This window comes from Sporofaciens musculi (assembly GCF_009830285.1).
GTDB classification, from domain to species: Bacteria; Bacillota; Clostridia; order Lachnospirales; family Lachnospiraceae; genus Sporofaciens; species Sporofaciens musculi.
The window spans coordinates 5,406,384-5,426,837 of record NZ_WUQX01000001.1 but is presented as its reverse complement, the minus strand read 5'-3'; the positions used below and the strand labels follow the sequence as shown (position 1 = coordinate 5,426,837).

Annotated in this window: 22 protein-coding genes and 1 pseudogene; 9 read left to right on the top strand and 14 right to left on the bottom strand. The window is 41.8% G+C overall.

All coding sequences use genetic code 11. The annotated features are described in order from the left end of the window. Window positions 1–181 precede the first annotated feature (181 nt). Both GN277_RS27400 and GN277_RS27395 read right to left on the bottom strand, forming a co-directional pair. Complete coding sequence (locus GN277_RS27400) at window positions 182–1,264, bottom strand: glycosyltransferase (protein ID WP_280178662.1); 1,083 nt, start codon at window positions 1,262–1,264, stop codon at window positions 182–184. 129 nt (window positions 1,265–1,393) lie between these two features. Next, window positions 1,394–2,257 (bottom strand): flagellin N-terminal helical domain-containing protein, encoded by an 864-nt coding sequence (locus tag GN277_RS27395; protein WP_159748874.1) that lies wholly within the window; start codon window positions 2,255–2,257, stop codon window positions 1,394–1,396. Between the two features lie 275 nt (window positions 2,258–2,532). Here GN277_RS27395 and GN277_RS31265 point away from each other — a divergent pair, with 275 nt between their 5' ends. The 3 genes from GN277_RS31265 (at window position 2,533) to GN277_RS27385 (ending at window position 4,986) form a co-directional block, all read left to right on the top strand. Continuing rightward, window positions 2,533–3,093 carry an AAA family ATPase gene (locus GN277_RS31265; RefSeq protein ID WP_456300601.1) on the top strand — a complete coding sequence of 187 codons (561 nt, stop codon included), beginning with the start codon at window positions 2,533–2,535 and terminating at the stop codon, window positions 3,091–3,093. Window positions 3,094–3,122: 29 nt separating this feature from the next. Beyond that, window positions 3,123–4,127, top strand: a complete 1,005-nt coding sequence (locus tag GN277_RS32625) for a PD-(D/E)XK nuclease domain-containing protein (protein ID WP_456300600.1) — start codon at window positions 3,123–3,125, stop codon at window positions 4,125–4,127. Window positions 4,128–4,428: 301 nt separating this feature from the next. Continuing rightward, window positions 4,429–4,986 (top strand): hypothetical protein, encoded by a 558-nt coding sequence (locus GN277_RS27385; RefSeq protein WP_159756212.1) that lies wholly within the window; start codon window positions 4,429–4,431, stop codon window positions 4,984–4,986. A 22-nt stretch (window positions 4,987–5,008) separates the two neighbouring features. On the opposite strand, the gene GN277_RS27380 is transcribed toward GN277_RS27385, so the two are convergent. The 7 genes from GN277_RS27380 to GN277_RS27350 form a co-directional block, all read right to left on the bottom strand. Beyond that, a complete protein-coding gene (locus GN277_RS27380; protein WP_159756209.1) occupies window positions 5,009–5,896 on the bottom strand; it encodes a hypothetical protein in 888 nt (295 codons plus the stop codon). Window positions 5,897–5,982: 86 nt separating this feature from the next. Continuing rightward, entirely contained in the window at window positions 5,983–7,035 is a 1,053-nt protein-coding gene (locus GN277_RS27375) for a glycosyltransferase (protein ID WP_159756206.1), read from the bottom strand. Next, window positions 7,032–8,063 (bottom strand): hypothetical protein, encoded by a 1,032-nt coding sequence (locus tag GN277_RS27370; RefSeq protein ID WP_159756203.1) that lies wholly within the window; start codon window positions 8,061–8,063, stop codon window positions 7,032–7,034. The genes GN277_RS27375 and GN277_RS27370 overlap by 4 nt, the downstream gene beginning before the upstream one ends. Further along, window positions 8,060–8,347 (bottom strand): hypothetical protein, encoded by a 288-nt coding sequence (locus tag GN277_RS27365; protein ID WP_159756200.1) that lies wholly within the window; start codon window positions 8,345–8,347, stop codon window positions 8,060–8,062. Before GN277_RS27365 ends, GN277_RS27370 begins: the two co-directional genes overlap by 4 nt. Before the next feature lie 5 nt (window positions 8,348–8,352). Further along, entirely contained in the window at window positions 8,353–8,574 is a 222-nt protein-coding gene (locus tag GN277_RS27360) for a hypothetical protein (RefSeq protein WP_159756197.1), read from the bottom strand. Continuing rightward, window positions 8,571–9,146, bottom strand: a complete 576-nt coding sequence (locus tag GN277_RS27355) for a glycosyltransferase (RefSeq protein WP_159756194.1) — start codon at window positions 9,144–9,146, stop codon at window positions 8,571–8,573. The genes GN277_RS27360 and GN277_RS27355 overlap by 4 nt, the downstream gene beginning before the upstream one ends. 98 nt (window positions 9,147–9,244) lie before the next feature. Further along, window positions 9,245–10,078 (bottom strand): flagellin N-terminal helical domain-containing protein, encoded by an 834-nt coding sequence (locus tag GN277_RS27350; protein ID WP_159748862.1) that lies wholly within the window; start codon window positions 10,076–10,078, stop codon window positions 9,245–9,247. Between the two features lie 268 nt (window positions 10,079–10,346). Between GN277_RS27350 and GN277_RS27345 the strand changes: the two genes are divergently transcribed. The 3 genes from GN277_RS27345 (at window position 10,347) to GN277_RS27335 (ending at window position 11,280) form a co-directional block, all read left to right on the top strand. Then, window positions 10,347–10,661, top strand: coding sequence for a hypothetical protein (locus GN277_RS27345; protein ID WP_159756191.1), 315 nt, complete (start codon window positions 10,347–10,349; stop codon window positions 10,659–10,661). Next, window positions 10,658–10,852 (top strand): hypothetical protein, encoded by a 195-nt coding sequence (locus GN277_RS27340; protein ID WP_159756188.1) that lies wholly within the window; start codon window positions 10,658–10,660, stop codon window positions 10,850–10,852. The genes GN277_RS27345 and GN277_RS27340 overlap by 4 nt, the downstream gene beginning before the upstream one ends. Window positions 10,853–11,016: 164 nt before the next feature. After that, window positions 11,017–11,280 (top strand): hypothetical protein, encoded by a 264-nt coding sequence (locus GN277_RS27335; RefSeq protein WP_159748852.1) that lies wholly within the window; start codon window positions 11,017–11,019, stop codon window positions 11,278–11,280. A gap of 346 nt (window positions 11,281–11,626) precedes the next feature. Here the strand turns inward: GN277_RS27335 and GN277_RS27330 are convergent, their stop codons facing one another. The 5 genes from GN277_RS27330 to GN277_RS30670 form a co-directional block, all read right to left on the bottom strand. Continuing rightward, window positions 11,627–13,666, bottom strand: a complete 2,040-nt coding sequence (locus tag GN277_RS27330) for a tetratricopeptide repeat-containing glycosyltransferase (RefSeq protein ID WP_159748854.1) — start codon at window positions 13,664–13,666, stop codon at window positions 11,627–11,629. Continuing rightward, on the bottom strand, window positions 13,663–15,744 hold the full coding sequence (locus GN277_RS27325; RefSeq protein WP_159756185.1) for a glycosyltransferase: 2,082 nt from the start codon (window positions 15,742–15,744) through the stop codon (window positions 13,663–13,665). The genes GN277_RS27330 and GN277_RS27325 overlap by 4 nt, the downstream gene beginning before the upstream one ends. A gap of 78 nt (window positions 15,745–15,822) precedes the next feature. Next, window positions 15,823–16,659 (bottom strand): flagellin N-terminal helical domain-containing protein, encoded by an 837-nt coding sequence (locus GN277_RS27320; protein ID WP_159756182.1) that lies wholly within the window; start codon window positions 16,657–16,659, stop codon window positions 15,823–15,825. 219 nt (window positions 16,660–16,878) lie between these two features. Further along, the gene (locus tag GN277_RS30675; protein WP_244324941.1) at window positions 16,879–17,349 is read right to left on the bottom strand and encodes a hypothetical protein; all 471 of its coding nucleotides are present in this window, start codon (window positions 17,347–17,349) and stop codon (window positions 16,879–16,881) included. A 158-nt stretch (window positions 17,350–17,507) separates the two neighbouring features. After that, on the bottom strand, window positions 17,508–17,948 hold the full coding sequence (locus tag GN277_RS30670; protein ID WP_244324940.1) for a glycosyltransferase: 441 nt from the start codon (window positions 17,946–17,948) through the stop codon (window positions 17,508–17,510). Between the two features lie 171 nt (window positions 17,949–18,119). Between GN277_RS30670 and GN277_RS27310 the strand changes: the two are divergent. The 3 genes and pseudogenes from GN277_RS27310 to GN277_RS27300 all read left to right on the top strand — a co-directional run bounded on the left by GN277_RS27310 (window position 18,120) and on the right by GN277_RS27300 (window position 20,433). Next, window positions 18,120–18,744, top strand: a pseudogene (locus GN277_RS27310) (recombinase family protein). Window positions 18,745–18,900: 156 nt separating this feature from the next. Then, on the top strand, window positions 18,901–19,728 hold the full coding sequence (locus GN277_RS27305) for a flagellin N-terminal helical domain-containing protein (RefSeq protein ID WP_159748848.1): 828 nt from the start codon (window positions 18,901–18,903) through the stop codon (window positions 19,726–19,728). A gap of 99 nt (window positions 19,729–19,827) precedes the next feature. Further along, window positions 19,828–20,433: a glycosyltransferase gene (locus tag GN277_RS27300; protein ID WP_159756179.1), complete on the top strand. Its 606-nt coding sequence runs from the start codon at window positions 19,828–19,830 to the stop codon at window positions 20,431–20,433. Window positions 20,434–20,454 lie beyond the last annotated feature (21 nt).

The following is a 20,454-nucleotide window of genomic DNA, read 5'->3' as shown; positions in this document are numbered from 1 at the left end:
TTATTTCTTTGCTCAAAGAATCCAGCGATTTTAAAGTAAAAGATAGATGGGAATTTGTATATCCGGATATTTATAAATACAGGAAACTTCGGGTATATTAAAGCTAATCATTATATCTTGTAATATCTCAAAGAGAATTTGAACGTAAGGAGCAGCATATTTTGTTTTCCATTTTTCAAAATCAGAATAATATCTGCCCAAAATCTCCTCTGTATCCCACGGAAACCGTTTGAGAAAGTATGCGGCGCTCTTTTTGCTCTTGGAGTTCCAATGCACTGGCAACGCAAGCCGCTCTTGTTCCAAATAAGCGTTCCGGATTTTTTACATAATTTTCACAGAATTCTCCGTAACTCTGTTCTTTCCAGAGATACGCTTGGCTGTCCATTTCGTCCAATAAATTTTCAAATTTCCATCCGTACCGGACGACCTGTTCTGATTCCTGTGCCTCGAAATAAAGATAGATAAGCTGTTGGTACAGAATCAGCCTGACGAGCTCAGAAGGACTTTCCTCATTCAAAATATTTATAATCTCTTGGATTGCCGGAGTTTTCCCCGGCGCTTTTCCTGTCAGATACGCCAGGTATGCCTGAAGCCATCCCATTGAATATGAATCTTTAGATTTTTGGCAAATATCTAACCCTATTCGGCAGTATTTTTCGGCTGCTTTCCAGTTTCCTTCCAAACCAAACTCCTTAGCAATCTGGATATAATTTTTAACCTGTTTTGGATGTTTTTCAATGGACTGCAAAAGCATAGGTATATTCCGAAAAGCTTTTGGTGAGTTAGCGCTGTCTGTTACATAACCATAATGATGTACAAAGGTCTGGAAATATTTGCAGGGAGCTATACGAGGCGTTAATTCTTCATGGATTTCTCCCTGAAAATGGCTTGCAGAAATTCTCTTTATCATCCGAAATGCAGAAAAATCAGAATACTTTGTGCCCTCCCAATTTTGATAATTGCGCTGTATATAGTGGGCGCTGTTGTAATGCCTGTATTCACCACTCAGGAAGAACTGGCAGATCTCGTCTACATCATCAAACCATTCGTCATCATCAATGTACAGGAACCATTCCCCCTGTGCGGATTTTAAGCCGATATTTCTGGCGGCAGAGAAATCATTGCACCATTTAAAGGGTATAAGCTGAGGCGTATAATTTTCCGCAATTTTTTTTACATCTGCATCTGTGTTTGTCAGTACGATGATCAATTCGCATGGGATTTTTACAAGAAGCGGTTTTATGGAATCAAGGCATCGTTCCAGGAAGCTGTGCGATTTGATGCAAGTAAAGATATAGTAAGTGCGATATACATATTGGTTCTATTCCTCCTGTGGAAAAAAGAAAGCGCCCATCCAATGGACCGGCGCTTTCCTGTAATCATTAAATTGAAATTACTGTAACAACTGAAGAACTCCCTGTGGAACCTGATTAGCCTGAGCAAGCATAGCCTGAGAAGCCTGAACCAGAATGTTGTTCTTGGTGTAAGCCATCATTTCCTTAGCCATATCAACGTCACGGATACGGGACTCAGCAGCGGATAAGTTCTCTGTCTGAACACCCAAGTTGTTGATGGTGTGCTCCAGACGGTTCTGCAATGCACCGAAATCGGAACGCAGAGAAGAAATAATGTCAATAGCAGTATTAATCTTATCAATGGAATCTTTTGCTAAACTAGCTTTTGAGATATCTACATCTGTCGTAAGATCGATAGTTTCTGTCTTATTACCAATCTTAGCTGACATAGAACTTGCACTCATTGACTTAAGTGTAATCTTAATCTGATTATCAGTCTTAGATGTCTCACCAGCATGAATAGCAACTTCTTTTGTATCGCCGCCAAGGTTTGAGAATAAAGTAGTTCCATTAAAGTTAGCAGTGTTGCTGATTCTGTCTATTTCTTCTCTTAAAGCAACGACCTCTTTCTGCATCTCAGCACGGTTAGCGCTTGAATAAGTTCCGTTAGCAGACTGAGTAGCCAGCTCAACCATACGATTCAGCATGGAGTGAACCTCTGTCAAAGCGCCTTCAGCCGTCTGAACAAGAGAAACACCGTCTTCGGAGTTCTTCTGAGCTGTCTGCAGACCAGTGATCTGAGCACGCATCTTCTCGGAAATAGCAAGTCCGGCAGCGTCGTCACCAGCGCGGTTGATTCTGTAACCAGATGACAGCTTCTCCAGATTCTTTGTTAAAGAAGAATTATTGTTAGTTAAATTTCTGTGTGAATTTAAAGCTGTAATATTATGTTGGATTCTCATAGTTTTTCCTCCTTGAAATTGGTCAGGGACATCCTTTTCCCTGCATAATTATTCATTATTTTTTTATAATATTGAAGCTTTCAGGAGTGCAAAAAATATACTCTCCGGACCTGCCGGCGAACTGTCCAGAAAAGTACACTTTAATACATATTACAGTTAAGGAACTGTATAACAAATTCTATTTATGCATAGAAAAACAAAAATAAATATGATATGATGGCAATAAGATATACTAATACATTTAAATGAGGTGTAAAACCAGGAGGTTTTCAAATATGGGAATGTTTTTAAATAGTCCTGCACCTTTTGAAGCATACAAGGCAACAAAAGCAGGAGTATATTTTGTAGATAAATCCGACTTGCTAGGTGAATTAATCCCTGCATTTGGCACAGAAGACCGATATTACTGTATTACAAGACCAAGACGTTTTGGAAAAAGCGTTATGGCTAATATGGTTGGAGCATTTTTATGCAAAGCAGCAGACGCAGAAGAATTATTTCATAATCTGACAATATTGAAGGATAAAAAATATACAGCACACCTAAATACGCACAATATATTTTTCATTGATTTCAGCCGAATGCCAAGAGACTGTGAGAGCTATACATCATACATTAACCGTTTTCAGAATGGGCTTAACCGCGACTTGGCAGAGGCTTATCCACAAATTGCTATTGATATAGAAGGCGCAGTGTGGGATAATCTTTTAAATATTTTTCAACACACGAATGATAAATTCATTTTTATAATAGATGAATGGGATGCTATTTTCCATAAATCCTTTATTACACCTTCTGAGCAGGAAAAATACCTGGAATTTTTAAAAATTTATTAAAAGGTCAGGTATACGTAGAATTTGCCTATATGACCGGAGTACTTCCAATTGCAAAATATTCCAGCGGTTCGGAACTTAACATGTTTTTAGAATACGATATTGCTACCTCAGAACGCTTCAGCGAATATTTTGGATTTTTGGATTCAGAGGTCGATCACCTTTACAATATTTACAAACAAAACATTAATAATCCGAAAATTTCCCGCAAAGACTTACGTTTATGGTATAATGGATATCATACAGCAAGCGGCAGGCAGGTATATAATCCTCGTTCTATAGTATGCGCTTTAACAAATAATCAATTAAGAAATTACTGGACGAGTTCGGGACCCTACGATGAGATTTTTTATTATATCAAAGACAATGTAGAAGAAATCCGTGAAGATTTTATTCTAATGATTACCGGTGAACGTGTGAACGCAAAAATGCAGGAATACGCTGCAACAGCCAAAGAGTTAAACACAAAGGCGCAGATTTATTCAGCGATGGTCATTTACGGACTCCTCACCTATGAGGATGGAGATGTATTTATTCCAAACAGGGAACTAATGGAGCAATTTAATCAGTTATTGCTGTCAAACGAGGGGCTTGGCTATGTGTACCGTTTAGCCAGGGAATCCGAAAGAATGCTGCGGGCTACACTTAGCCATGACACGGATACAATGACAGAGATATTGGAGTTTGTGCATAATACGGAGTCCCCTATTTTTGAATATAATAATGAGACAGAATTATCAGCCGTAGTTAATCTGGTTTATCTGTCTGCACGGGATAAATACCGCGTAGAACGTGAAGATAAAGCGGGTAAGGGTTTTGTTGATTTTGTTTTTTATCCGGAACGTCGTCATGCTGATGCGATCATTCTTGAATTAAAAATAGACAGCACGCCCGAAGATGCAATACAGCAAATAAAAAATAAAAATTATGCACTTTGCTTTAGGGGCAAATTGGGCGAGGAACCCCGATATTCAGGTAAAATACTTGCAGTAGGAATCAGCTATAATAAAAGAGCAAAAGGCATTTCTGCAAAATAGAATCTCTATAAAAATTTAAGGAAAGAGGTGTCTTATGAAAATTAACACACAAGGATTACTTTTTACGCAGTCGGCTAGAAAAAATACGTTTCATTCATTTTTTAACAGCTTTATCAAAAAACCTGTTTCTCAGGAAAGGGAATGGAAACAGGAATTACATCAAAAGATGTCAGAGCTTACCCGCAAGAGTAATGGGCCTCTCATGTCTTTTATCAGAGAAACAGAAGTCCCTATAAAAGTCGCAAGTGAGATGGACCGTTATTATAATGCAGTTGGGAATGCGGTAGATAACCTGACCTGTATGGAAGAACAGATCAAATATATGCAATCAGAATATGACAAAGCCGTATCTCAAGGAGATGATGTCAAATCAGAAACTTTGTCGAAATGGATGAAAAATCAATATGCGGATATGTCATGGCAGATGAGTTCCGTTATAGGTATTTCCCATTTTCGCATTGATAATGCCTCTAAGCTGTATGGGGAAGCTTTTGGGGAGGAAGCGAAGAAGCAACTAACTGATTTGCATGACAATACTGAAAATATCCTTCAAGGCTTAAAAGGCGCGCAAAGCACAGAAGATGCATTACAGCGGCTTGCCAAAGCAAAGGAAGATTTAATGAAGCAGGCGCATATCGCTGAACAGCGATATGCGGATTACACGGGTAACCAACTGTCGCCTTATACATATAAGACTGAAAAGGATTTTTCAGGGATAAAATGGGATTCACATGTGATTTATAATTATACTTTAGATTCTGTGAAACCAATGAATTCTGCGATAAATCTAAAAGGATATCAGCAGATTAGTTTTGACCAGTTGGATGCGGCGGAAAATATTGTAGATTTGCATGCATAATTAATAACAAGGGGCTATCGCATTATGCTTTAGCCCCTTGCCGCAATATCTCCTGTTTCATCTGCAAAACTTCAAGGTCATCTGGAAGTAGTGACAGCAGTTGTTCCATGACTCCATAAGCCTCGTCCCATTGTCCTCCATTTATTAGACCACGCAGGATTTGTTTGACTTGCTCTCCAAGTAACATAAATTCTTCTGTTATGACTTGTTTCGGAGATTGTATTTCTTCCTCCAAGTAACGAAGCAACTGCCCAACTGCTCCGGACATCTTGGGATAGATTTTAAGGGACTCCTTTAAAAACGGAAAACTCTCAATTAGTTTCCCTGCATCTATAAGGTTCAATGCATTTATGAGAGCTGAAGCGAAACGGTATCTGGTCGGAAGGGCATAAGTCTCTGGAGCCTCTAAAGCCTCCCCTTTATATACTGCCTGTGCATCAGCCAGTACGCTTTCACAGTAGTCCTTCAAAAAGCCCCTTAGTCTGACTTCCTCCAACAATTCCCTTGTCATTAGCTTCTCAAGGTAACACTGTTCCAATCTCCTTCTATAAAAAGGGAATCCATCCAATAAAGGCATAATCTTCGGATAAAACTGCTGCATTTCCACCCATTTCTTATGGTCCGTCACAGCCTTTGCATACTCGTTCCAGGCTTCCGGTGTCATTTGCTTCAACATGGGTTCCAGCAAAAATTGATTCCGTACGGCAATCTCTATCAATTCCCACTGGAAACCAGGCGGACAGTCCTTTGTACAGTTTTTCCATAATTCTTCCGTTTCTTTTAAATGTCCCTGGCCCTCAGCATAAAGTGCTTTCTGTATACGCACATAAGGATTTTCTGTATCCATCTTGGCATACGCTTCCAAGATTGCTGTCTTTTTCCCCTGATACTTCTTTTTCCATTCCTCCAACCGAGGATAATAAGGAAGGAGCTGTTCCCTGTCCTCCCAGGGAAGCCAGGAAAGAATCCGGCCTGCTATCTGGAAATCTTCTGCTTCTAACGAAAAAACAACCCGTCCATATAGACCGGAATCATTTCCTTCGCGGCCATATCAAACGTAATCCCTGCAGCGCTCTGCAGCACAGCCTTTTCCTTATGCTCCAGAAGATAACAAAACTTCTCATGATAGAGATTGACGTATTTCAGCCCCTTCTTATATTCTTTCAGCCCACGGCATACCGCCACAAGTGTCACACTTAGATGAAGGGCGGCGGATTCCAGTGTCCGCGGATGCTTAAGGATACGCTCCCCCTCCTCCAAGGCAAGCCTTAAATCACCCGTATAAAAAATCAATAATGGAAGATGGACCTGTAACCATAGCTCATAGTTATAAATCTGTTTTTCCTTCCTGGCAAGCCCAAGCCCCCTCCTGCAGTATTCAACCGCTGGACCAAACTCGCTCACACTCCGGTATTCCTGGGCAATCTGCATACAGCATCGAGGAGAATCTGGGTCTTTCTCGTACATTTCCAAAAGCAAAGGCAGGTTACGGCTGGTCCTCGTGTCCTTCTCATCAAAACACTCCTTCCTTGCATAACCGTAATGATGTACAAATGTTGACAGATGTTTGCAAGGCTCCCCAAGTGGGACGAGATTCTCATGGATTGGAAACACAAACTCCGTTTCCGGCGTCAGACGGCACATCCTTCCCACGCCTCCATCGGAATAACGCTTCCCCTGAAAATCTAAATAATTTCGTGCAACATAAAAGGCAGACTGATACTGCCGATATTCCCCACTCTTAAAAAACTGGATAATTTCTGTTGTATCTTCAAACCACTCATCGTCGTCAATATACAGAAACCATTCTCCCCGCCCTTCCTTCAGCCCTGCATTTCGAGCTTTGGCAAAATCATCACACCAGGTAAAGGGAATAATGTGGGACGTATACTGGCGTACAAGCTCCAGCGTTTCTTCATTTTTACCGGTAAAGACAACAATCAATTCACTGTCCAGCTCCCTAAGAAGTGGTTTCAGCGAAGCAAGACATTTCCCAAGGGTCTCAATCCGGTCCGATACCAGCATGGAAATCGTAAGCTGTATATTCATAGCTTTCTCCTCCTTATTAATTCCTGGCCTATCCAGATTAATTCCAGTTCCTCCGGTATCAGCGGAAGGACCTGCTTAAGAATCTGGGAAGCCTGTGCCGTCTGGCCTGCATCCAATAGAGTATAAAGCGTCTCCTTCATCTGGCCAGCAAGGTTAAGGAACTCGTCTCCTGCCTGCAGGGCAGGGTCATCCATCCGACGGGCGGCCTGGCGGAACAACTCTGTAACCACTCCCCACATGTCCGTCTTGACATGGATTGCATCACTCAACAGACGAACAGCCTCCGGCATCTGCATTTGCTCTAATTTCTCTAATGCTTCCAGAACGGTGGCTGCAAAACGGCATTCCTTTGGCAGACAGGAAATATTTTTCCCTTCAAACATCTCCTCACGGTATAAGCCTTTGTAAAACTCCATAATGCACAGACAGTAATCTTCTAGTGTTTGTATCAGTTCTTCCCAGAGAGGGAAGCCCTTAAATAACTTCTGCTCTAACCGATATTTTTTTAGACACAGGCTGTAAAGCGGATATTCTTTTCCCAGATGTAATTCACACGCCTGAATCCGGCTGTTTAATGTATACGGTAATTCCTGTATGACTTTGTCCGTGCAACGGTCCCATGCCGCTAAATCCATCTGCTTTGCCAACAGTGACATATTTATCTGGTGACCAATGGCTTCTTTTAAGAATAACTGCCTTAGATATGTATCATATGAATCTGGATGACCCAGACAATGGGAAAACAACTCCTTTCCTTCTGTGGGCTTATCATTTTCCATCAGATACAGCGCTTTTTGGAATAGCAGATAAACCGAAACAGGACGTCCATCTTTGAGCGAATTGTCTGCTTCTCTGCTTTTCTGCAGTCTAGCTGCTTGGGAACCAGCCGTATCTGAACAGATATACTCGTGTGACCAAAGCTTAGAAAATATTTCCCAAAAAGAAGAAGCGTAGTTCTCTTTCCAGCGCTCAAACTGCGGATAATAGCGGCATAGGATATCCCCTTGTTCCCAGGGCAGCCGTTTCAAAAAAATAACGCCGTATTCTGGTCCTTCAACTTTAGCCCAGAGGCAGAACAATCCATTCTTAATCCATAGAGGTGGTCGGGGGCTTTAATATAATCTTCGCAAAACTCACCATAACCTTGCTGTACCCAGAGGCAGGGATTTTCCTCCATGTAATCCAGCAGTTCTTCAAATCTACGGCCGTACCAGACAGCTTTCTCTGGTTCGTCTCCATTTGCACACAGATGAACCAACTGCTGGTATAAAACAAGGGAAATCAACTCCTTGGGATGCTCCGCCTTAAGCATAGACTCTATCTCCAGAATCGCTTCTCCTTTTTCAGACTTTTTGCACAACAAGCCGGACAGATAAGCCTGAAGCCACCCTCTGAAAATGTATCACCAAACTTCCGGCATACAGCACGCCCCTTTTGGCAGTATTCCTCCGCCTTTTTCCAGTCCCCTGCCAGGTCAAACTCCTTAGTGGTCTGCATGTAATTCTTGACATGCCCTGGATTGTTCTGTATAGCTTTCAAGAGCAGGGGTATATTCCTGGCTGTTTTTTGTCCCTCCCTGTTTTCGCCATTTCCTGCATATCCGTAATGATGGACATAAGTATGGAAATATTTACATGGCTCTCTGCGGGAGTTAATTCTTCGTGTATGGCCCCTCTAAAACAGGCTTCAGGAATTCTGCGTACCATGCGGAAGGCGGAAAAGTCAGAATATTTTGTTCCAAACCAATCCTGATAATTTCGCTGGATATAGTGGGCGCTGTGGTAATGCTTATGCTCACCGCTTAGGAAGAACTGGCAGATCTGTTCCACATCATCAAACCATTCGTCGTCATCAATGTACAGGAACCACTCCCCCTGCGCAGCCTCTAAACCGATATTTCTGGCGGCAGAGAAATCATTGCACCATTCAAAGGTTATAATCTGAGGAGTATACTTTTGGGCAATTTCCAGAACCTTTTTGTCTGTTCCGGTAAATACAATAATTAATTCACTTGGAATCTTCACAAGGAGTGGTTTTAAGGAATCCAGACAGCGTTCCAGAGATTCCCTGCGGTTGGAAGCAAGGAGGGAGATAGTAAGTATGATATCCATAAGATATATAATCCTCCTGTGGAAAAAGAAAGCGCCCATCCAATGGACCGGCGCTTTCTGTAATCATTAAATTGAAAATCTGATATAGTGTTACTAAATTACTGTAACAACTGAAGAACTCCCTGTGGAACCTGGTTAGCCTGAGCAAGCATAGCCTGAGAAGCCTGAACCAGAATGTTGTTCTTAGTGTAAGCCATCATTTCCTTAGCCATGTCAACGTCACGGATACGAGACTCAGCAGCGGATAAGTTCTCTGTCTGAACACCTAAGTTGTTGATGGTGTGCTCTAAACGGTTCTGTAATGCACCGAAGTCGGAACGCATAGAAGATACGGCATCAATAGCCTTATTAATTGTATCGATCGAAGCTGTAGCCTGTGCTTGAGTCCCAATGTTTACAGTGCTAACACCCACCGTATTATCTCCCATCGTAGTTGTGTTCATCGTCTTCAAAGTAATAGTAATCTGATTATTTGGAGATGATGTCTCACCAGCATGGATAACCACACTTGTTGTAGTACCTGTAAATAATGTTGTCCCGTTAAAGTTAGCTGTCTTACTGATTCTATCAATTTCTGCCTTTAATGCTTTAACTTCCTTCTGCATCTCAGTACGGTTCGTAGAAGAATAAGTTCCGTTAGCAGACTGAGTAGCCAGCTCAACCATACGATTCAGCATGGAGTGAACCTCTGTCAAAGCGCCTTCAGCCGTCTGTACAAGAGAAACACCGTCTTCGGAGTTCTTCTGAGCTGTCTGCAGACCAGTGATCTGAGCACGCATCTTCTCGGAAATAGCAAGTCCGGCAGCGTCGTCACCAGCGCGGTTGATTCTGTAACCAGATGACAACTTCTCCAGGTTCTTTGTTAAAGAAGAATTATTGTTAGTTAAATTTCTGTGTGAATTTAAAGCTGTAATATTATGTTGGATTCTCATAGTTTTTCCTCCTTGAAATTGGTCAGGGACGTCCTTTTCCCTGCATGATTATTCATTATTTTTTTATAAAAGCGAAGTGTTCGGGAGTGCAAAAAATATACTGTCCGGACCTGCCGGCGAACTGTCCAGAAAAGTACGCATTGATGGAATCACAGCATAAATTACTGATATAACTATACCGAATTCCAGATTGTATTTTCCTATGAATAATGCTAAACTTATCTTATAAACAGAGTCTTTTATCTCTGACGGGGAGGATTGATAAAACATGGGTACTGCCAATACACCTTACGATGACGTATTCCGTACCTTACTGAATGACTGTAGCGGCCTGATTATCCCGGTGATTAACGAAGTGTTTGGAGAGAACTACACAGGGAAGGAAGATATTATATTTTCGCCAAATGAGCATTATATAAATCAACAGGATGGCCATGAAGCGGAACGAATTACAGATACCTGCTTTAAAATCATCGGCACGAAAACCAAGAAATATCATCTGGAATGTCAGAGCAGCGCAGACAACAGTATGTTAATCAGATTCTTTGAATATGATACCCAAATCGCGTTGGATGAGGGGTGATCCAAGGAAATGTGCTACGGGTGACGCTGCCTCATTCTGCCGTATTATATCTGAGAAGCGGCAGCACAACGCCGAATCAGTTAAAGACAGAGATTATCACGCCGGGAGGCAGTATTTCCTATGAGATTCAGGTGATGAAGTCACAGCAGTATACGTTGGGAGAAATATTTAAAAAAGGCTTTTATTCCTGATTCCCTTTTATATTTTTTCACACGAGAGGAGATTTGAAGAATATAACCAGGATGAGTCAAAGCTGGAGAAACTGAAAGGGGAATATGAAGAAATCAGGAGCCGGCTGGAAGATCTGCTGAAAGACCATGAGATCAGCGAATACACGAAATGTACGATTATAGATATGTCGGGTAAGGTATTGGAGCATATCGCAGGAAAATATGAAGCGGTCAGGAGAGGAGTGAAATCGGTTATGGGAGGAAAGGTTCTTGAATATGAGGCAAAGACGATTTTAAGGGAAGGGAGATTAGAGGGGCGTAAAGAAGGAAGATTAGAGATGCTGTTTGATCTTGTTTGCGGTAATCTGTTATCCATTGCAGAAGCAGCCGCCCAGGCTAACCTATCAGAAGAACTGTTTAGAAAGAAAATGCAGGATTACAGCAAGTAAGTATACCCAAAGGGCACACCGTAATGCATACCCTTCGGGTGGGTGGACTTCGTCCAACAATGTACGTTAATATGAGAATACACCCTGCAAAATACCTAATAAAGAGGATTATCATATCGCAAAAGCTATGTATCGTCCCAGGCTTTTCTAAGTCCAGCGATACGTGCCAAATGGAACTGCCGAGAAATAAATAGACCGATGTAGTGGAGGCAGTGATATATACATCATTGTCTCCACTATAAACTTTATCTTAATCTTTTGAAGCAGCTACCCGTAATTGCAGGAATCTGTCCTAGAATCCCTGCAGAGAATATGATCATCAATCCAATCGCAAAAGGAGTTTCTTCTAATACAAGTTCTGTATCCCTGCGCCCTGCCGTAAAATCTCCTGCTTCATTCGCAGAATCTCAAGATCATCCGGCAGAAGTGATAACAACTGCCCCATGACTCCATATGCCTCAGTCCACTGTCCACCATCTATCAACCCGCGCAGAACTTGTTTTACCTGCTCACCAAGCAACATAAATTCCTCCGGTACAGCCTGCTTTGGAGATTGTATTTCTTCCTCTAAATACCGCAGCAACTGTCCAACTGTTCCTGACATCTTCGGATAGATATGAAGGGCATCCTTCAAAAGTGGAAAACTCTCAATAAATTTTCCAGCCTCTATGAGTCTCAAAGCATCCTTGAGAGGTGCAGCAAAGCGATATCTGGTCGGAAGGGCAAAAGCCTCAGGCTTGGCAAGAACCTCCTCCTTGTATAAAAATGATGCATCGGTACAGATGCTTGTACAATATTGCTTCAACAATTCAATTAATTTAACTGGCTCAAACAGTTCCCTTGTTAGAAGCTTCTCCAAAAAACATTGCTCCAGCTTCCTTTCATAGAACGGACGTACCTTCAATAACGGCATAATCTTCTGATAGAATGCCTGCATTTCTGCCCATTCCTTGCGTTCCGTTACCGTTTCCGAATATTCATTCCATGCCTCCGGAGACATGTGGTCAAGCAATGCTTCTAATGAAAACTGATTACGCACAGCAATCTCAAATAACTCCCACTGGAACCCCGGCGGACAGTTGGCTGCACATTCTCTCCATAATTCCTCCGCCTTTTGCTTTCGCTTTTGTTTCTCTGCAAAAAGTACCTTTTGAATACATACGTATGAATTAGACGTCTTTAGATGCTCATACTCTCTCAGAATAGCATCCTTTTGATTTTCAAAGGTATTTTTCCATTCCTCCAACCGTGGATAATGAGGCATCATCTGATTTTCATCCTCCCAGGGCATCCAAGAGAGAATCTGCTTTGCCGTCTGAAAATCTTTATCTTCTGCGGCAAAAAACAGTCCGTCCATATAGACAGGAACCGTTTCTTTCTTGGCGCTGTCTAAAGTCAGCCCCGGCGCTCTTTGCAGTATAGCTTTTTCAGGATGCTTTAGAAGATACAGCAGCTTTTCATGATACAGGCGAACATAACGCAAGCCTTTCCGATATTTCTTCAATTTTAGACATAGGGCCGTAAGCGTTACACTCAGATGAAGGGAGCCTGCCTCCAAAGTTCGTGAATGTTTAAGCATTCGTTCCCCTTCCTCCAACGCAAGTTCCAGATCACCAGTATAAGAAATTAGAAGCGGAAGATTCACTTGTAACCATAGCTCATAATTATAGATTAACTCATCATTTCGTGCTAGTGAAAGCCCCCTCCGGCAGTATTCGACCGCCTTATCATATTCTCCCACACTTCTGTATTCTTGAGAAATCTGCATACAGCATTGAGGTGAATTAGGATTTTCTTCATACATTTCCAAAAGAGGCGGAAGATTCCTGCTAGTCTTAGTAGCTTTTCGTTCATATGTTTCTTTCCTTGCATAACCAAAATGATGCACAAACGCAGTAAGTTTTTTGCATGGCTCGGAAAAGGGAATCAGATTTTCATGAATGGGAAATACGAATTCCGTTTCTGGTGTCAATCGGCACATTCTCCCTACATCTCCATCTGAAAATCGTTCACCCTCAAAGTCCAGATAATTTCGTACAATATAAAAGGCAGACTGGTATCGCCTATATTCACCACTCTTAAAAAACTGAATAATTTCCCTTGTATCCTCAAACCATTCATCGTCATCCAGATACAGGAACCATTCCCCCTTCGCTTCCTTCAATCCGGCATTTCGGGCCTTTGAGAAGTCATCACACCAGGTAAATGGAATGATATGCGTCGTATACTGCTGTATGAGCTCCAACGTTTCTTCATTTTTTCCAGTAAAAACAACAATCAGTTCGCTGTCCAATTCTGTGAGAAGCGGTTTCAAAGATGCAAGACATTTTCCAAGGGTCTCCATTCGGTCTGACACTAACATGGAGATAGAAAGCTGTATATTCATGACCTTGTCCTCCTTATGAATTCTTGACGTATCCAAATCAATTCCAGGTCTTCCGGTATAATGGGAAGAAGTTGGTTCAAAATTTCGGCAGCCTGTTCTGTCTGATTAGCATACAACAGAGTACGCAGCATCTCTTTCATCTGGCTAGCAAGCTGTAAGAATTCTGTTCCCCCATGCAATGCCGGATCGCCAAGCCTGCGTACAGTCTGTCGAATTAACTCTGTAATCACTCCCGACATATCTGGATTGATATGAAAAGCGTCTCCAAACAGGCGGACCGCCTCTGGTATCTCCTCTTGCTTTAAGGCTTCTAACGCCGTTAAAGCTATTCTGGCAAAACGATATTCAGCGGGGAGAAATACACTGTTTTCTTTCTTTAACCAATCTTCACGGTAAAGGCCCTTATAGAACTCTGTGATACACATGCAATAATTTTCTAAATCTTCTGTAAGACCATCCCACAGAGGGAAGCCCTTAGATAATTTTTGTTCAAGCCTCTGTTTCTCCAAGCAGAGGCTATGGAGTGGATAGCGAGTCTCTATCTCCTTTACACATACTTGAAGGCGGTCATTTAGAGAAAACGGCAGCACCTTCACCACTTTTCCTACAAGCTCATTCCAGATATCCAGAGCCATCTGTGCCGCTAATGGAATCACACTGACCTGATGATAAATGGCTTCCTTAAGCAGCAGTTGTCGTAAACACTCATTATCCGTATGCATTATGCAATATGTAAACAGGCTTAGACCTTCGTTTTTCTGGCCCTTATTAAAATATGCTAATGCTCTTTGAAACAGCAGATAGACAGGAAGGGACACGCCGGAAGCTTCATTAACATCAAAATAAAGGGATATACCGGAGTCATTCATTATATCCTCCAATATCTGAAGAAGCAGGTCAGTAAAAGGCTCGTTATATGTCTTTCTCCATTTTTCAAAAACTGAATAATACCGCTGCAGGATATCCTCCGTATCCCAGGGAAAGAGCTTCATAAAATATAGCGCATCCGCCCAATCCTGCATTTCCATCGCACAGGCAGCGCAATCCATCCGCGTGTTGTAAAGGCGCTCCGAACTTTTAATATAATGTTCACTAAACTCACCATAGGTTTGCTGCTCCCAGAGCTTCCCGTCTTCATCCATCTTTTTCAGTAACTTCTCAAATTTATGTCCGTACCCTACTGCCTTCCCCGGTTCCTTTTCTTCTGCACACAGATGAATCAGCTGCTGGAAAAGCGTCAGACGAATCAGCTCCGTTGGAGGCTCCTGTGTTAGAAGCATTTCAATCTCTGAGATTGCCGGTATATTACCAGGTTTTTTAGAAATAAGATAAGAAAGATAAGCCTTAAGCCACCCTGTTGAATACAAGTCGCTTGATTCATGGCAGACACTAAGCCCTTTCCGGCAGTATTCCTCTGCTGCTTTCCAATTACCAGCCAGATCGAACTCCTTAGCAAGCTGGATATAGTTTTTCACCTGCTTTGGCTGATTCTCAATGGCTCGCAAAAGCATGGGGATGTTTCGGGAAGTTTTGGAAATATTTCCATTCTCAGTATTCTTCACATAGCCATAATGATGGACACAGGTTTGAAAATATTTACAAGGCGCTATACGCGGGGATAATTCCTCATGGATTGCCCCATAGAAACAACTTCCTGGATACCTTCGGGTCATCCGGAAGGCAGAAAAGTCAGAATACTTTGTCCCGTTCCAGTCCTCATAATTCCGCTGTATATAATGGGCGCAGCAATAGTGCCTGTATTCCCCGCTTAGGAAGAACTGGCAAATTTCTTCCACATCATCAAACCATTCATCATCGTCAAGGTAGAGGAACCACTCCCCCTGTGCGGCTTTTAAGCCGATATTTCTGGCGGCAGAAAAATCATCACACCATTCAAAGGTCATGACCTGAGGCGTATACTTTTGGGCAATTTCCAGAACCTTTTCGTCTGTTCCGGTAAATACAATAATTAATTCACTTGGAATCTTTACGAGGAGCGGTTTTAGGGAATCCAGGCAGCGTTCCAGGGATTCCCTGCGGTTGGAAGAAAGAAGGGAGATGGTAAGTGTGATATCCATAAGAAATATAATCCTCCTGTGGGAAAAAGAAAGCGCCCATCCAATGGACCGGCGCTTTCTATAATCATTAAATTGAAATTACTGTAACAACTGAAGAACTCCCTGTGGAACCTGATTAGCCTGAGCAAGCATAGCCTGAGAAGCCTGAACCAGAATGTTGTTCTTAGTGTAAGCCATCATTTCCTTAGCCATATCAACGTCACGAATACGGGACTCAGCAGCGGATAAGTTCTCTGTCTGAACACCTAAGTTGTTGATAGTATGCTCCAGACGATTCTGCAATGCACCGAAGTCGGAACGTAAGGATGATACTGCATCAATTGCATCGTTTATAACGTTAATTGCGGCTGTAGCGCCTGTCTGGGTTGAAATATTAACACCCGTAACACCAGTATTGGTATCGCCGATTCCGGTTGAACTCATCTGCTTCAAGGTAATCTTGATCTGATTGTTTGGAGAAGAAGTTTCACCTGCATGGATAGCAACTGCTTTTGAGGTAAATCCTTTGAACAATGTCGTACCATTGAAGTTAGCCGTATTACTGATTCGGTCAATCTCGTCCTTTAACGCAGTAATTTCCTTCTGCATCTCATTACGGTTTGTGGAAGAATAAGTTCCGTTTGCAGACTGAGTAGCCAACTCAACCATACGATTCAGCATGGAGTGAACTTCTGTCAAAGCGCCTTCTGCTGTCTGTACAAGAGAAACACCATCTTCTGCGTTCTTCTGAGCTGTCTGCAGACCAGTGATCTGAGCACGCATCTTTTCAGAAATAGCAAGTCCGGCAGCGTCATCACCAGCGCGGTTGATTCTATAGCCAGATGACAATTTTTCCAGGTTCTTTGTTAAAGAAGAATTATTGTTAGTTAAATTTCTGTGTGAATTTAAAGCTGTAATATTATGTTGGATTCTCATAGTTTTTCCTCCTTGAATTTGCGTCAGGAAATTCCTTTTCCTGCATATTTATTAATTTTTTTCTTTATAGAAGTGTTCGGGAGAACAATTAAGTATATCTGCCTAAACCTGCCGGCGAACTGTTTAAAAAGGTACACTTATTTGGACTGCACCGAAAACTTCTTGACACCTATATTATCGTATGTTTTTGAGATATCTTAAGTCTTTTTCTCAATTTTTTTAAATAATTTTTTTCAATCGCTCTTTGGCGGGCTGATAGCCCTTTTCTGCCGCCATTTTATAGTAAGCCGAGGCTTCTTTGGCCTTGCCGTTCACCTCAAACCAGACGCCCAGATTATATGCGGCTTTAAATGAACCGTTTCCAAACACACCCTCGTGCTCCGGCACCTCCCCAATTTCCAGACATCTTCGGTAGGATTGCTCTATTTCCGGAAGATATCCAATATAATGCTGTATATCTGCGAAAATGGCCTGAGTATAGAAAGCTCCGCATGCGAAATGAAAGTCTGCATAGGCGCCCAAGCTTTGTTTTTCAGCGGCTATAAGCTGAAAACCCTTCTCATATTTTTTAAGCTCTAATAGATTATAGATATACGATATCACGCCGCTTGAACGGTAACCTGTTCCGGAGTCAGGCACAAGCTGATAGAATCTTTCAAAGTAACCGTCTGCCCTTGCAAATTCTTTCATAAGCCATAATGTCCGTGAAACCTGGTACAGAAGATAGGAGTCATTAGGATTGCTATCCAGTTCTTCTAAAAGAATCTCCAGATTCCGTTTCCCTTTACCGCCTTGGAGATAGCCGTCATGGTCAAAAACCAGATTAAGAGGAGCAATTGGAAGATCGCTTATAATCTGTTCGTGTACTTTCCCATCATAAAAGTTCCTTTGGGAACCAGCCGGGTTGTGAATACACAGCTTTGGCTAATTTCTCCGTTAGCTTCTCTATAGCTGTCGTGCCTCTCAATTGCACCCACATGTCTGCCGGAGTCTACAAATCGCTGGATATCTGCTCTTTTTCCCGAAACCAGATATTCATCAGCATCCAGAATTAGATTCCAGTCGCAAGGGGATTGTTCAAGAGCAAAATTTCTGGCGGCCGAAAAATCATTGCACCATTCAAATTCTGAAATATGTGCATTGTATTCCTGAGCAATTTTTATTGTATTGTCAGTTGAGCCGGTGTCTGTAATGTAGATTCCATCTACGAGCTTTTCTGCCAATGATAAACATTTTTCCAAACTGCGGCTTTCATTTCTTACAATCATAACAAGTCCTATTGTAGTCATTTTCATCCTCCCCATTCGTTTTTTCTATTATAACGTTTAACAATCAAGAATTCAACTGCCATACCTCTGGGAACATGTGAAGATTCATGGATGTATATCAAGAAAGATTATGCAATCAGGATATTTTTATGTATACTCAAAATCAGGTAAATTCAATGTAGGAGGTATGAAATGAACAATAAGGTATACGGTTATATCCGAGTCTCTACGCAGGAACAAAATATTGAACGGCAAATGATTGCTCTCCTTGATGCGGGGATGGACACAAAAGATATTTACATCGATAAACAGAGTGGGAAGAATTTCAAACGACCTGCTTGTGAAAGATGCGAATGATGCGGCGTGTCCGGGAAGGAGATCTGATTATTGTAAAGAGTATAGACAGATTGGGCCGAAATTATCAGGAGATTATGGAACAATGGCGTGTCATTACAAAAGAAAAAAAGGTTGATATCCGTATTCTGGACATGCCCTTGTTAGACACTACACGGACAAAAGATTTGCTGGGGACTTTTATCAGTGATGTTGTATTGCAGCTTCTTTCTTTTGTTGCAGAAAATGAGCGCAACAATATTCGCCAAAGGCAGGCAGAAGGCATTGCGGCGGCCAAGGCAAGGGAATTCGGTTTGGAAAACCCAAAATACCTATGCCGGATAATTTTCAGGAACTATATCAACAATGGGAAATGGATTACATATCTACTGAAGATTTCGCGGCGTTATGTCACGATGGGACGAAGTACTTTAAAAATAAACGTATTCGAGAATATCAAAAACTAATTCATTTTGAAGATTAAGGATTTTGTCCACTTATCTGTACTTTTCTGGACAGTTCGCCGGCAGGTCCGGACAGTATATTTTTTGCACTCCCGAACACTTCGCTTTTATAAAAAAATAATGAATAATCATGCAGGGAAAAGGAAGTCCCTGACCAATTTCAAGGAGGAAAAACTATGAGAATCCAACATAATATTACAGCTTTAAATTCACACAGAAATTTAACTAACAACAATTCTTCTTTAACAAAGAACCTGGAGAAGCTATCATCTGGTTACAGAATCAACCGCGCTGGCGACGACGCTGCCGGACTTGCCATTTCCGAGAAGATGCGTGCTCAGATCACTGGTCTGCAGACAGCTCAGAAGAACTCCGAAGACGGTGTTTCTCTTGTACAGACGGCTGAAGGCGCTTTGACAGAGGTTCACTCCATGCTGAATCGTATGGTTGAGCTGGCTACTCAGTCTGCTAACGGAACTTATTCAAGCGCTAACCGTAGTGAGATGCAGAAGGAAATTGTTGCGTTAAGAAATGAGATTGACCGAATCAGTAATACTGCTAACTTTAATGGAACTACTTTATTCTCAAGCCTTGGCGGAGATACAAAAGAAGTTGCTATCCATGCTGGTGAGACATCTAAGACTGATAACCAGATTACAATTACGCTTCAAAAAATGGATACAAATAGTCTGGGAATCGATGCGCTTGATATCGGCGAGGCTGATACTGCCAGAGAGGCTATTGATACAATCAATGATGCTATTGATGATATTTCCTCTCTGCGTTCCGACTTCGGTGCATTACAGAACCGTCTGGAGCACACTATCAACAACTTAGGTGTTCAGACAGAGAACTTATCTGCTGCTGAGTCTCGTATCCGTGACGTTGACATGGCTAAGGAAATGATGGCTTACACTAAGAACAACATTCTGGTTCAGGCTTCTCAGGCTATGCTTGCTCAGGCTAATCAGGTTCCACAGGGAGTTCTTCAGTTGTTACAGTAATTTAGTAACGCTATATCGGATTTTCAATTTAATGATTACAGAAAGCGCCGGTCCATTGGATGGGCGCTTTCTTTTTCCCACAGGAGGATTATATTTCTTATGGATATTATACTTACCATCTCCCTTCTTGCTTCCAACCGCAGGGAATCCCTGGAACGCTGCCTGGATTCCTTAAAACCGCTCCTTGTGAAGATTCCAAGTGAATTAATTATTGTATTTACCGGAACAGACGAAAAGGTTCTGGAAATTGCCCAAAAGTATACGCCCCAGGTCATAACCTTTGAATGGTGTGATGATTTTTCCGCCGCCAGAAATATTGGCTTAAAGGCTGCACAGGGAGAATGGTTCCTCTATCTTGACGATGATGAGTGGTTTGACGATGTGGAAGAAATCTGCCAGTTCTTCCTAAGCGGTGAGTATAAGCATTATCACAGCGCCCATTATATACAACGGAATTATGAGAACTGGAATGGAACAAAATATTCTGACTTTTCCGCTTTTCGGATGGTGCAAAGATATCCAGAAAGCCGATTTCAGGGGGCAATTCATGAAGAATTAGTCCCGCGTATAGAGCCTTGTAAATATTTACAAACCTGCGTCCATCATTACGGTTATGTAAAGGATGCTGAAAATAGAAATATTCAAAAACATCCCGAAATATTCCCCTGCTTTTACAAGCTATTGAGAGTCATCCAAAGCAGGTAAAAAATTATATACAGATTTCCA

Excerpts from the sequence above, each read along its gene's own strand:
- GN277_RS27335 (WP_159748852.1), top strand. The coding sequence starts at position 11,017 with ATGTCGGGTAAGGTATTGGAGCATATCGCAGGAAAATATGAAGCGGTC.
- GN277_RS27330 (WP_159748854.1), bottom strand. The coding sequence starts at position 13,666 with ATGAATATACAGCTTTCTATCTCCATGTTAGTGTCAGACCGAATGGAG.
- GN277_RS30670 (WP_244324940.1), bottom strand. The coding sequence starts at position 17,948 with ATGACTACAATAGGACTTGTTATGATTGTAAGAAATGAAAGCCGCAGT.
- GN277_RS27385 (WP_159756212.1), top strand. The coding sequence starts at position 4,429 with ATGGAAGAACAGATCAAATATATGCAATCAGAATATGACAAAGCCGTA.
- GN277_RS27355 (WP_159756194.1), bottom strand. The coding sequence starts at position 9,146 with ATGGATATCATACTTACTATCTCCCTCCTTGCTTCCAACCGCAGGGAA.
- GN277_RS27365 (WP_159756200.1), bottom strand. The coding sequence starts at position 8,347 with ATGCTTAAGGCGGAGCATCCCAAGGAGTTGATTTCCCTTGTTTTATAC.
- GN277_RS27350 (WP_159748862.1), bottom strand. The coding sequence starts at position 10,078 with ATGAGAATCCAACATAATATTACAGCTTTAAATTCACACAGAAATTTA.
- GN277_RS32625 (WP_456300600.1), top strand. The coding sequence starts at position 3,123 with ATGACCGGAGTACTTCCAATTGCAAAATATTCCAGCGGTTCGGAACTT.
- GN277_RS27345 (WP_159756191.1), top strand. The coding sequence starts at position 10,347 with ATGGGTACTGCCAATACACCTTACGATGACGTATTCCGTACCTTACTG.
- GN277_RS27375 (WP_159756206.1), bottom strand. The coding sequence starts at position 7,035 with ATGAATATACAGCTTACGATTTCCATGCTGGTATCGGACCGGATTGAG.
- GN277_RS30675 (WP_244324941.1), bottom strand. The coding sequence starts at position 17,349 with ATGAAAGAATTTGCAAGGGCAGACGGTTACTTTGAAAGATTCTATCAG.
- GN277_RS31265 (WP_456300601.1), top strand. The coding sequence starts at position 2,533 with ATGGGAATGTTTTTAAATAGTCCTGCACCTTTTGAAGCATACAAGGCA.
- GN277_RS27300 (WP_159756179.1), top strand. The coding sequence starts at position 19,828 with ATGGATATTATACTTACCATCTCCCTTCTTGCTTCCAACCGCAGGGAA.
- GN277_RS27325 (WP_159756185.1), bottom strand. The coding sequence starts at position 15,744 with ATGGATATCACACTTACCATCTCCCTTCTTTCTTCCAACCGCAGGGAA.
- GN277_RS27320 (WP_159756182.1), bottom strand. The coding sequence starts at position 16,659 with ATGAGAATCCAACATAATATTACAGCTTTAAATTCACACAGAAATTTA.
- GN277_RS27305 (WP_159748848.1), top strand. The coding sequence starts at position 18,901 with ATGAGAATCCAACATAATATTACAGCTTTAAATTCACACAGAAATTTA.
- GN277_RS27395 (WP_159748874.1), bottom strand. The coding sequence starts at position 2,257 with ATGAGAATCCAACATAATATTACAGCTTTAAATTCACACAGAAATTTA.